The organism is Bittarella massiliensis (ex Durand et al. 2017) (assembly GCF_001486165.1).
GTDB lineage: Bacteria > Bacillota > Clostridia > Oscillospirales > Ruminococcaceae > Bittarella > Bittarella massiliensis.
Window position 1 is genome coordinate 108,419 of sequence record NZ_LN908976.1, and the last position, 12,136, is coordinate 120,554.

A 12,136-nucleotide genomic window follows, 5' to 3' on the forward strand; every position below is an offset into this window, starting at 1 on the left:
TAACCAGTCGGATTATTCTTCGTCTACCAGCTCTTCGGCCCCGTCGGCCAGCTCGGAGAAGAGCTCTTCCCCGCTGTCCTCCAGGCCGATCTCGCTGCCCGCGTCCTCGGGCACATCCTCCATGGTCAGGTTCTCGTTGACCTCGCTGTCCACGGCCACGTGGGAGAAGGCCTCGTCGTCCACCACTCTGGGAATGCCCATGTCCTCGTCGTCAAAGTTCTGCTTGAGGTCGATCTCCTCGCCCTCTTTGTCCAGCACCCGCACGTCCAGCGCCAGGGACTGGAGCTCTTTGATCAGCACCTTGAAGGACTCCGGCACCCCGGACTGGGGCACGTTCTGGCCCTTGACGATGGCCTCGTAGGTCTTGACGCGGCCCACCACATCGTCGGACTTGACGGTGAGGATCTCCTGCAGGGTGTAGGCGGCGCCGTAGGCCTCCAGGGCCCAGACCTCCATCTCGCCGAAGCGCTGGCCGCCGAACTGGGCCTTGCCGCCCAGGGGCTGCTGGGTGACCAGGGAGTAGGGGCCGGTGGAGCGGGCGTGGATCTTGTCGTCGACCAGGTGGTGGAGTTTCAGGAAGTACATGTAGCCGACGGTGACCGGGTTGTCAAAGGGCTCGCCGGTGCGGCCGTCGTAGAGCACGGTCTTGCCGTCTTCCCGCATCCCCGCCTGCTTGAAGGCCTCGGTGATGTCCTGCTCGTGGGCGCCGTCAAAGACCGGGGTCATGACCTTCCAGCCCAGGGCCTTGGCCGCCATCCCCAGGTGCACTTCCAGCACCTGGCCGATGTTCATTCGGGAGGGGACGCCCAGGGGGTTGAGGACGATGTCCAGGGGGGTGCCGTCGGGCAGGAAGGGCATGTCTTCCTGGGGCAGGATGCGGGAGACGACGCCCTTGTTGCCGTGGCGGCCGGCCATCTTGTCGCCCACCGAGATCTTTCTCTTCTGAGCGATGTAGCAGCGCACCACCATGTTGACCCCGGGGCTGAGCTCGTCGGAGTTCTCGCGGGTGAAGACCTTCACGTCCACCACGATGCCGTACTCGCCGTGGGGCACCTTCAGCGAGGTGTCGCGCACCTCGCGGGCCTTCTCGCCGAAGATGGCGCGCAGCAGCCGCTCCTCGGCGGTGAGTTCGGTCTCGCCCTTGGGGGTGACCTTGCCCACCAGGATGTCGCCGGCCTGCACCTCGGCGCCGATGCGGATGATGCCCCGCTCGTCTAAGTCCTTGAGGGCCTCTTCGCCCACGTTGGGGATGTCGCGGGTGATCTCCTCGGGGCCCAGCTTGGTGTCGCGGGCCTCCAGCTCGTACTCCTCAATGTGGATGGAGGTGTAGACGTCGTCGCGGACGATCTTCTCGTTGATCAAGACGGCGTCCTCGTAGTTGTAGCCCTCCCAGGTCATGAAGCCGATGAGGGCGTTTTTGCCCAGGGCGACCTCGCCCCCGGCGGTGGCGGGGCCGTCGGCCAGCACCTGGCCGGCCTCGATCTTCTCGCCCTTGGAGACCATCACCCGCTGGTTGAAACAGGTGCCCTGGTTGGAGCGGAGGAATTTGATGAGTTTGTAGCGGTCGAGCTCGCCCTTCTCGGTCTTGATGAGGACCTCGTCGGCACTGACCGCCTCGACCACGCCGGCGCGCTTGGCCAGCACGCAGACGCCCGAGTCGACGGCGGCCTTGTACTCCATCCCGGTGCCCACGATGGGGGACTCGGTCTTGAGCAGGGGCACCGCCTGGCGCTGCATGTTGGCGCCCATCAGGGCGCGGTTGGCGTCGTCGTTTTCCAGGAAGGGGATCATGGCGGTGGCCACCGAGAGGACCATCTTCGGCGAGACGTCCATGTAGTCCACCTTCTCGCGGGAGATCTCGAGGATCTCGTCCCGGTGGCGGGCGTTGACCTTCTTGTGGAGGAAGTGGCCCTCGTCGTCCAGCGGCTCGTTGGCCTGGGCAACCACGTAGTTGTCCTCCACGTCGGCGGTCATGTAGACCACCTCTTCGGTGACCACGCCGGTGGCCTTGTCCACCTTTCTAAAGGGGGCCTCGATGAAGCCGTACTCGTTGATCTTGGCGAAGCTGGCCAGGTAGGAGATCAGGCCGATGTTGGGGCCCTCAGGGGTCTCGATGGGGCACATCCGGCCGTAGTGGCTGTAGTGGACGTCGCGCACCTCGAACCCGGCCCGGTCGCGGGACAAGCCGCCGGGGCCCAGGGCCGACAGGCGGCGCTTGTGGGTCAGTTCGGCCAGGGGGTTTGTCTGGTCCATGAACTGGGAGAGGGGCGAGGAGCCGAAGAACTCCTTGATGGAGGCCACCACCGGGCGGATGTTGATGAGCGCCTGGGGGGTCACCACCTCCAGGTCCTGGGCCTGCAGGGTCATCCGCTCGCGGATGACCCGCTCCATCCGGGAAAAGCCGATGCGGAACTGGTTTTGCAGCAGTTCGCCCACCGAGCGGATGCGGCGGTTGCCCAGGTGGTCGATGTCGTCGGTGGTGCCGACGCCCTGCGCCAGGCAGAGCAGGTAGTTGATGGAGGAGAAGATGTCGTCGATGATGATGTGCTTGGGCACCAGGTCGTCCTTGCGCTCGCGGATGAGCTCGCGCTTTTCGTCGTCGGACTGGGCGGCCTCGAGGATCTCCCGCAGGACGGCAAAGCGCACCTTCTCGCGGATGCCCAGCTCGGTGCAGTCAAAGTCCACGAAATCGGCGATGTTCACCATCCCGTTGGAGATGCACTTGACCGGGCGGCCCTCCACGTCCAGCACCACGGTGTCCAGGCCGCTGCGCTCGATGCGCTCGGCCACGTCCCGCTTGATGGCGACGCCGGGCTCGCAGAGCAGCTCGCCGGTCAGGGGGTCGATGGCGGGCTCGGCCAGCTTCTGTCCGGTGATGCGGGAGGACAGGGCCAGCTTTTTGTTGTACTTGTAGCGGCCCACCTTGGACAGGTCGTAGCGGCGGGCGTCGAAGAAGAGGTTGTCGATGTGGGTCTGGGCGCTGTCCACCGTCGGGGGCTCGCCGGGGCGGAGCTTGCGGTAGGTCTCCAGCAGGCCCTCCTCCACGCTGTCGGTGGTGTCCTTGTCGAGGGTGGCCATGATCTTGGGGTCCTCGCCGAAGAAGTCGATGATCTCGGAGTTGCGGCCCAGCCCCAGGGCGCGGATAAAGACCGTCACCGGGATCTTGCGGTTTTTGTCGATGCGCACATAGAAGATGTCGTTGGAGTCGGTCTCGTACTCCAGCCAGGCGCCGCGGTTGGGGATGACGGTGGTGGAGAACAGCTCTTTGCCGGTCTTGTCGTGATCCATGCCGTAGTAGACGCCGGGGCTCCTCACCAGCTGGGAGACGATGACCCGCTCGGCGCCGTTGATGACAAAGGTGCCGCTGTCGGTCATCAGGGGGAAGTCGCCCATGAAGATCTCCTGCTGCTTGACTTCGCCGGTGACCTTGTTGAGCAGCCGGGCGGTGACCCGCAGGGGGGCGGCGTAGGTGGCGTCGCGCTCCTTGCACTCCTCCACCGAGTACTTGGCCTCTTCGTCCAGCCGGTAGTCCACAAAGTCCAGCACCAGGTTGCCGGTGTAGTCGGTGATGGCCGAGACGTCAGAAAAGACCTCCTTGAGGCCCTGATCCAAAAACCATTGATACGAGTTTTTCTGCACCTCGATCAAGTTGGGCATTTCCAGCACTTCGTTGATCTTGGAGAAACTCATTCTCACGTTTTTCCCCAGTTGGACAGGCTTGACATTCACCATAGGCTCGATCACTCCATTCCTCTATTGCACAACCTGTTTTTTACAAAATCGACCCGTTCATTTTGTCAAAAATAAAGGTTGCTTTCGCCAGCGGTTAATGATATAATGCCTTTTAGCAAAGACATAAATATCCATTTTGATACAGTATATCAGTATAGTACAAGTTGTCTCTTCTGTCAACTGATTTTCGTCGTTTTATAGGACTTCTTTTTCCCAAAGGGAAAAAGGGGTCTTTTTCTTTTGCCCCCCTCCCCTGCCGTCTGACGCAGGGGCGAGGGAGAGGGCGGCGGGCGGGGTACTGTGGGGAGACCGGGGTGGCAGGATGGCCCGGGGGAGCGGCAGAGAGCGCTGCGCGGGAGCCGGCCGGGGAAAGCGCCCGGTGCAAACCGGGGGAGGGCGAAAGGGGCAGAGCGCGGGCGCGAGAAGAAGGCTTTGTGGGGGCGGACAAACGCCTCTTTCCCCTTTGGGGCGGGCAGCGGGTAGGGGGCCCGTGAGGGCAGCCGCACGGGACGGCGAGAGGGCGAGGGGGCGGGCGGCAAAAGCGCGCGAAGGCCACACAGGGCAGCGCACATGGCGCGGACACGCGGAGGGCGGAGGACGGGAGACAGAGGCGGCGGGGACAGCGGCAGAGAGCGCTGTACAGGGGGCGACCGGGGAAAGCGCCCGGTGCAAACCGGCTGGGGCGAAAGGGGCAGAACGCGGGGGCGGGAAGAAGGCTTTGTGGGGACGGACAAACACCCCTTTCCCCTTTGGGGCGGGCAGCGGGTAGGGGGCCCGTGAGGGCAGCCGCACGGGACGGCGAAGAGGGCGAGGGAACGGGCGGCAAAAGCGCGTGAAGGCCACAGAGGGCAGAGCACATGGCGCGGACACGCGGAGGACGGAGGACTGGAGACAGAGGCGGCGGGGACAGCGGTGCGAAACAGCGCGAACAGAGCAGCTCACAGGGGCAAGAGCGGAAAGCCGCGAGGGCCATGCGGGACAGAGAGACCCCATCGAGTCTGCGCAGATGAAGGGACGGCGCGCGGGAGCGGCGGCACAGACTGCGGGAAAGGGGCGCTCGAAGACAGCCGCACAGCGGAGAAGAGGACTGGGCCGCGCGCGGGGAGCTGGGGGCGTCCTCCCGCAAAGGCCGAGCGGGGCAAAAGGGCTCACACGGGCCAGAAGGGGCGGGGCTGCTGGTGGAAAGGGCGGCGAGAGGGCGAGGGGGCATGCAGGGGCGGGCGGAGAGGTTCCCGCGGGCGCTGCCCAGGGCCAAAGGGCGGGCCGCCACAGGTCAAAACAAGGGGAACGGTGCGGCCGTGTCCAAGGGGGAGGAGGGAGGGGCATCCGGGGCAAAAGAGAGGGGGCCTCCCACGCTGCCTGCAAGCGCGAAAGCCCCCTCCCTCTTTCTCTATTTTCCCTTTAGCGGGACCCGGACGGGCCCTCCCCCGCCATGGCCTGGCGCATGGCCCGCAGCAGCAGCTGGTGGCCTTCGGTGATGGCCTGGCGCTGCTCCTCGCTCAGGAGGCAGTAGGCCTGCTCCTCTGCCGCGGAGAGGGAGTCGAGCACCGGGTAGAGGGCCGCCTCCCCCGCGGGGGTGATCTGCACCGACTTGTTGCGGTGGTCCCGCTCGTTCTGGTGGCGGCGGATGTAGCCCTGCCGCTCCAGCCCGGAGAGGATGAAGGAGACCGTCTGCTTGGGGAGGGCGGTCTTTTCGCAGATGTGCTTTTGGGTGCAGCCCTCGGGGTTGTCGCGGATGACGTAGAGGGCCACCACGGTGTTGAACTGCAACCCGTGCTGCTGGCACCAGGCGCTGTACAGGCTGTCCATCTGGTACCAGTGCTCGTAGTAGGCGCGCACGTGTTCGCGTATTCTCTCCTGCTCGGTCATGGCCTCTTCCCCCCGGCTGTCAAACGGTCTCATGTGATACGGTTTCTCCTGTCTTAGTATGGCGCTTTCCCCCCGAAATTGCAAGGGACACTTTCCCCAAAAAGAAGGCGTTTTTTTCGCCTTTGCTTAAGCGGTGCATTTTTGGTATAATCTTGTCAGAGAAACCGCCCGGCGGGAGGGGCTGCTGTCCCCCCGCCGGGCGCCGGGGAACGCCGAGGGGGCGTCGGCCCGGCCATTTTTAGGCGATGAGGAGGCGTGCGGTGTGAAGAGAGCGGCGACGGCCATCTTTTTGGCGCTGGCCCTTTTGCTCTTCGGCACAGGGCTGGGGAAAGAGCGGTCGGTGGACAGTGTCACCTGCAAGCGGATGGTGCTCTACGGCGGCTCCATCTACGTGGAGAACCGGGGCGACACCCCGGTGCGGCTGCCCGACGAGAGCTGGGGCGAGGTGGGCGAGGTGCGAAACGCCGTCTTCGCCAACGAGCGGCCCTCCCTCCCCTACTACTCCAACGCGGTGGAGCTCATCGGCAGCAGCCTCTACGGCAGCGCAGACGCGCCCGAGACCCTCTACCTGCAGTTGGCCTCCGGCGGCATCACCAGCTACCTGCGCTTTGACCAGGCCAAGAGCGACGCCTCCATCTACCGGCCGGTGGTCCGGCTGGACGGGCGCTACTACGCCGAGGCCGGCTATGTGGACAGCCTCCCCCCCGAGGGGGAGGGCTGGAAGGTGTCCGGGGTCATCACCAACTCCGGCGACCCGGGCAAGGCCCCCAAAAAGGACTATGCCGCCAACTGGCAGGACCTGGTGGGGGCCAAGGTCGTCCGCCGGGAGGACAGCCCCGACACCCTCTACCTGCAGTTCCCCCTGGGGGGACAGGACTACGTGATGCGCTGCACCTACGTGCCGGTGGACGAGGAGGGGGCCGCCCCCCAACTGGTGGTGGGCGGTAAGCTCTACACCGAGGTGGGCGAGGTGGACGCCCTGCCGGAAGAGGGGTTCGCGCAGGCGGGCAACGCCGTCAAGGACGGCAGCGCCAACCGCGCCCCCAAAAAGGAACTGGGCACCAACTACGCCGCCTTTGTGGGCAGCCCGGTCTACCGCAACCCGGAGGACGACAGCACCGTCTACATTCAGTACTACCGCGGGGTCTCCAACCGCATCCTGGAGTTCCGCCTCGCCGACGCGGGGGGCGCAAAGAAATAAGCGGCCAAAAAGGGGCCGGTGGGATTTTTCCCACCGGCCCCTTTCTCTCTGCCCAAAGGGCGGGAGCTAGAGGAACTGGTCCACCGTATAGCCCTCCATCTTCTGGTTGACGGTGTCGGCGATCTCGGCAAAGACACTCCGCACCTTGCAGCCCTGCTTGTCGCCGCAGCTGCACTCCCCCTCTTCGTGGAGGCATTTGCTCAAGTAGACCGGGCCCTCGATGATCTCGACGATCTCCCGCAGGGTGATTGCAGAGGCGGGCTTTTGCAGCTCGTAGCCGCCCTGGGTGCCCTTGTAGGAGCGCACCACCCCGCCGGACACCAGCTTGCTGAGGATCTTGAGGGCAAAGCGGAGGGTGACGCCGGTGGCCTCGGAAATCTTTTTGGCCTCGGTCCGGCAGCCCACCGACGCCAGGTGCCGCACGATCCGCACGGCGTAATCGGTCTCTCGGGTAAAATACATGGGACTTCTCCTAAAACTACACAAAATCACTATACATTTGTTTTAGTATACCCAATCGGGGGCATTTTGTCAAATGGCGGTTCGCCGTTCCCGCGGCAAAAGGCCCCTCTCCGCCGCTCGGGCGGAAAGGGGCCTTTTTGGGAGGCGGCGGGGCGCCGCCGCTGCGGGCCTGCCGGCAACGGCGAGGGGGGGCTGCCGGGGTGGGGGGCGCTCCGACTTTTGTTTCAGGCAAAGCGCCCTGCCCGAGTCCCTTTGCCGTCAAAAGGGGTAGGCGGTCGGTTTATCCCTGTCTGTCCGCCCGCTTTTTCAGCGCAAGCAGGGCCAGCAGCCCCCCTGCCGCCGCCAGCGACAACAGCGGCAGCCCGTTGGAGCGTTCGCCTGTGTAGGGGCCCTCTGCCTCTGCTCCCCCACCTGCGAGTTGGCCGCCCCACTCCCCCTCCCGCAGGCTGTACTGCAGGAAGAGGGAGGTGCGGTTGCCGGAGGAGTCCTCCAGGGTGTAGGTAATGAGGTAGTCGCCGGGGCGGGTTGTATCGATGGTCTCGACCGCCTTGCCGTTTTGGGTGACGGCGAAGCGGATCTCCTTGAGGGCCCCGTCGGGCTGGGCCGAGGTGAACTGGTACCGGCTCTGGAGGAGCGCCCGCAGCTCGTCGCCGTCCAGCGAACCGCCGGAGAGGGGCGGGTTGGAGACTGCCTGCACCAGCCGGTCCTTTACGGTGGCGTACTTGGTGCCGTTCTGCCAGTCCTCAATGATTTCCGGCTCGTCCAGCACACTGCCCGGCTCCACCGTCTCGTCCCCGGGGTTGTAGTCGATTGCGGGCGGCAGGTCCCTGCCGAGCAGGTTATAGGTCAGATAGACGGTGGTCTGGTTTCCCTGGCTGTCGGTGACGGTCTGGGAGATGAGGCAACTGCCGGGTTTGGCGGTGTCGAGGCTGCCCGCCTTCCCCTCCACCGTCACAGTGACCGGGCCGTAGGTCAACACCTCGTCCCCCTGGGCGGTCTCGAACCGGTAGCGCCCGGAGAGGATCTCTGCCGCCACCTCAGCGGTGAGTTTGCCGCCGTAGGCCCCCGGCTCCTTCACCGCCTCGGTGACGGTGTCGTAGATGTAGGCGTGCTTTTTGCCGGTCTCCGTGTCCTCTTTGACCACCGGCTTGGGGGTGGGTTTGAGGGGGTCAAAGGAGGGGCCCACCGGCGGGTCGGGGTCCTCCCCCCACTCCACCGTGGGCGGGGCCGAGCGATCGATGAGGGTGTCGGTGAGGACCACTGTGGTGGTGTTGCCGTCGGCGTCGGTGGCCACACAGGTGACGGTGAAGGCGCCGGGCTGGGTGGTATCCACCCCCTGGCCGGTGACATCCTTGCCCCCCTGGGAGATGGTGTACCGGTAGCTCAGCCCGTCGTCCCTGTCCACATTGGAGGAAAAGCCGTAGCGGCTGTCAAAGAGGTCCTTGGCGTCCTCTGTCGTGAAGCGGCCGCCGTAGAGGGGGGCCTCCCGGTCGATGGATTCCTGCATGCTGTCATGGATAACGGCGTGGACCAGGCCGTTCTCGTCGGTGCTCTGCTCGGGCACCGGCAGGGTGGCGCCGGGGTCGGCGGGGGTGACGGCGGGCGGGTCGTTGACCGTCACCGCCTGGGCGGCGGAGGCGTTCCCCGCCGCGTCCACCACCCGGTATCTGCCGTTTTGGGCGACGGCGTGGGTCTGGCTGGCGGCGCCGTTGCCGTCGGTGAGGGGGTACTCCTGCGCGGTGACCCAGCTCTTGCCGGCCGCGTCGTACCGCTCCAGCTTCCAGACCCCGGCGAGGCCGTCCGTCAGGGTCAGCGCCCCACCCGCCCCGGCCGCGAGGGCGGGGGCGGTCTTGTCGATCTTGACCGTATCGTCTTTCAGGGTGGACATCTCCCCGGTGGTGGGGTTGTGGGCCTGCAGCCCCAGCTCCTTCCCCGCCAGCTCATCGGTGAAGGCCTGGGTGGTGTTGCCAGGGACCAGATAGTGCACATCGCTCACATTCTTGTTGTCCACGATGTGGAACTCGCTGAAGTCGCCGGGGAAGAAGACGATGGACACGTCGGCGTTGTTCCAGCCATTTTCGTTGGCCGGGGTGCGGGTGTAGTGGTAGTCCTTCCCCGCCTCCCCCTGCTCCTCCACCGGCTTTTCGGGGTCCAGGGGCACCAGCTCGATGGGGGGGATCAGGGTGTCGCCGGAATGGCGCTTGGACTGAAAGAAGTCGTCCAGCATCATCTGCCCCACGGTGACTGCCATGCCGTCGGGGTTGTCCACCACCGCCTTGTAGGTGATGACCGTCTCGGTGGGGGAGCAGTCGAAGGGGATGCCCTCGCCGGTGATGTTCACATCCGCGGTCTCCACCCCGTTGATGGTCACCGTCTGGTCGGCCGTATCGGGGAAGGAAAGGCCGGCGGTGGGGTAGTCCTTGCTGTCGGAGAGTTGCAGGTGGCACTGGACGGTGCCGCCGTTTTCGTAGCCATTTTTCACCTTGGCCTGGATGGTGACCTCGGTGCCGTCTTGGATGACGGTCCCCTCGGGGAAGGGGGCCCCGTTTTTGTCCAGCAGGGTGGTGGAGACAAAGACGGGCTTGTAGTCGGTGTAGGCCGCGCGGATGAAGGTCGCCTCGATCTGCTTGTCGTCGGGGAGGCGTTTGTCTGCGCCCTGTTGTTTATTGTCAACGCCGCCGTAGAAAATGACTGATGTGTCTTCAAGGCTGGCGGCAAAGGGGCTGGCATAATTTACCGTATAATAACTGCTGCTGCCAACTTTCGGCAGCCCATTCTCGTCGACATCCGCCGGGTCGGCGATTTCGATGGTGAACCTGCGGGCCGCCGCACTGTAGGAGAAGCGGTACCGCTTGGTGCCGTAAACCTGGGTGGTGGTAAGTGCTGTCAAAGCGGGAAAAGTATCGCTATACCGCACCCCAATTCCAACTCTTGTTCCCGATGCCCCCACAAAAAAAAGATAGTCTCCAACAAAAAAGCCACCGGAATTACAGCAGCCATAGCCGAAGTTGTCAATGGTAAAGTCAGCGAGAAATTCCCAATCGGCCTTTAGAGAAACGGGAAACTCCGACTGAATCTGTGACTGGCTAGACCAAGATGTCGAGTCGGTGGGAGATTGATATTCATGAACACCATCCGCCAGGTGGATGGTGTTTCCGTTTATTAGAAGAGGATCACCCATATTTTGTATTGTAGTGGTGAAAATCTCGCTGAAATCGGTGCACTGCACCACCTCGTCTTCAGCCGGCTTTTCCTCGTCCCCCTCCGCGGCCAGGGCGGGAAAGGCGGTGAGGGCCAAAATGGCAGCCAGTGCCAGCGCCGCCGATCGCTGCCAAAAAGAAATTTGCGCATGATGCCGCATATCAAAGCATCTCCTTCCACATTTCTTGTCGAGCAATTTTCCCTCTCACCAGATTAGGTGTACCTAACCATTCGCCGCGATCCCTCTTCGTCTTTTATTGCAAACTGTTAAAACAAACTGTATTCTCCCTTGCATTTTGGTTTTTTTTGATATATACTTAGTGTCAATCAAGTTGAGCGAAAATCTACACTTTTTGCATTTTTCTTTGCCGTCCTGCCGGTCCGGACGCAACAACACCCCCTGCTGCGCACGGCAGCAGGGGGTGTTTTTACGCGCTGTTCGGCAGCTTCTCACATAGAAGCTGTCCCTTCTGTGTGGGTCTGACCGGGCGTCAAGAAGGGGGGCCTTTGCGGGGAGAGGAGGCTCCCCTAGTCCAAAAAGTCCTTGAGTTTTTTGCTGCGGCTGGGGTGGCGGAGTTTGCGCAGGGCCTTGGCCTCGATCTGGCGGATGCGCTCGCGGGTGACGTTGAACTCCTTGCCCACCTCTTCCAGGGTGCGGGAGCGGCCGTCCTCCAGGCCAAAGCGGAGGCGGAGGACCTTCTCCTCCCGGGGGGTGAGGGTCTGCAGCACCTCGCCCAGCTGTTCGCGCAGCAGGGTGTGGGAGGCGGCTTCGGCCGGGGCGGGGGCGTCGTCGTCGGGGATGAAGTCGCCCAGGTGGCTGTCCTCCTCCTCGCCGATGGGGGTCTCCAGGCTGACCGGCTCCTGGGCGACCCGCATGATCTCCCGCACCTTGTCGGCGGGCATGTCCAGCACCTTGGAGATCTCCTCGGCGGAGGGCTCGTGCCCGTTTTGGTGGAGCAGTTGGCTGGAGACCTTTTTCACCTTGTTGATGGTCTCCACCATGTGCACCGGGATGCGGATGGTGCGGGCCTGGTCGGCGATGGCCCGGGTGATGGCCTGGCGGATCCACCAGGTGGCGTAGGTGGAGAACTTGTACCCCTTGGTGTAGTCAAACTTCTCCACCGCCTTGATGAGGCCCAGGTTCCCCTCCTGGATCAGGTCGAGAAACTGCATCCCCCTGCCCACGTACCGCTTGGCGATGGAGACCACCAGCCGCAAGTTGGCCTCGGAGAGGCGCTTGCGGGCGTAGGGGTCGCCCTCGGCCATCCGCTTGGCCAGCTCCACCTCCTCGGCGGAGGTGAGCAGCTGCACCCGGCCGATCTCCTTGAGGTAGACCTTGACCGGGTCGTCGATGTTGGCCCCGTCGGCGGCGGTGGCGTAGCGCTTGCCCTCCTCGATCTCCTTGGAGGAGATCTTCTCCTCGGGGAGGGCGGTCTCGGCGGCGGCCACCAGCTTGAAGTCCTCCTCCGGGTCGATGTCCTGGTCGGGGACCAGGTCGTCCATGATCTCGACCTTTTTGGATTCGAGCAGCTCGTAGAGCTTGTCCACCTCCTCCACATCGAAGTCGTACTTCTCGATGAGGTCGGTCAGCTCCTGGGTGGTGAGCTTTCCCTTTTTGACCGCCATTTCGGCGATGGTGAGCATGGCTGCGGCGTTTTCGGTTTTCGACAT

The 12,136-nt window shown here is 64.1% G+C and carries 6 protein-coding genes; 1 reads left to right on the forward strand and 5 read right to left on the reverse strand.

What is annotated here, in order from left to right; all coding sequences use genetic code 11:
* Positions 1-12 precede the first annotated feature (12 nt).
* The gene (rpoB, locus tag BN3266_RS04015; protein WP_059003982.1) at positions 13-3,732 is read right to left on the reverse strand and encodes a DNA-directed RNA polymerase subunit beta; all 3,720 of its coding nucleotides are present in this window, start codon (positions 3,730-3,732) and stop codon (positions 13-15) included.
* A gap of 1,401 nt (positions 3,733-5,133) precedes the next feature.
* Positions 5,134-5,634, reverse strand: coding sequence for a MarR family winged helix-turn-helix transcriptional regulator (locus BN3266_RS04020; RefSeq protein ID WP_059003983.1), 501 nt, complete (start codon positions 5,632-5,634; stop codon positions 5,134-5,136).
* A 229-nt stretch (positions 5,635-5,863) separates the two neighbouring features.
* On the opposite strand from BN3266_RS04020, the gene BN3266_RS04025 reads away from it, so the two are divergent.
* Positions 5,864-6,802, forward strand: coding sequence for a hypothetical protein (locus BN3266_RS04025; protein ID WP_059003985.1), 939 nt, complete (start codon positions 5,864-5,866; stop codon positions 6,800-6,802).
* Positions 6,803-6,868: 66 nt separating this feature from the next.
* Here the strand turns inward: BN3266_RS04025 and BN3266_RS04030 are convergent, their stop codons facing one another.
* From BN3266_RS04030 to rpoD, 3 genes are all read right to left on the reverse strand, one after another.
* Entirely contained in the window at positions 6,869-7,264 is a 396-nt protein-coding gene (locus BN3266_RS04030; protein WP_059003987.1) for an RrF2 family transcriptional regulator, read from the reverse strand.
* 280 nt (positions 7,265-7,544) lie between these two features.
* Positions 7,545-10,181 carry a hypothetical protein gene (locus BN3266_RS04035; RefSeq protein WP_154668970.1) on the reverse strand — a complete coding sequence of 879 codons (2,637 nt, stop codon included), beginning with the start codon at positions 10,179-10,181 and terminating at the stop codon, positions 7,545-7,547.
* A gap of 812 nt (positions 10,182-10,993) precedes the next feature.
* The gene (gene rpoD, locus BN3266_RS04040) at positions 10,994-12,136 is read right to left on the reverse strand and encodes an RNA polymerase sigma factor RpoD (RefSeq protein WP_059003991.1); all 1,143 of its coding nucleotides are present in this window, start codon (positions 12,134-12,136) and stop codon (positions 10,994-10,996) included.

What these genes read in the sequence shown, in the direction of transcription:
- rpoD (WP_059003991.1), bottom strand. Translation starts at nt 12,136, where the DNA reads ATGTCGAAAACCGAAAACGCCGCAGCCATGCTCACCATCGCCGAAATG.
- BN3266_RS04030 (WP_059003987.1), bottom strand. Translation starts at nt 7,264, where the DNA reads ATGTATTTTACCCGAGAGACCGATTACGCCGTGCGGATCGTGCGGCAC.
- BN3266_RS04020 (WP_059003983.1), bottom strand. Translation starts at nt 5,634, where the DNA reads ATGAGACCGTTTGACAGCCGGGGGGAAGAGGCCATGACCGAGCAGGAG.
- rpoB (WP_059003982.1), bottom strand. Translation starts at nt 3,732, where the DNA reads ATGGTGAATGTCAAGCCTGTCCAACTGGGGAAAAACGTGAGAATGAGT.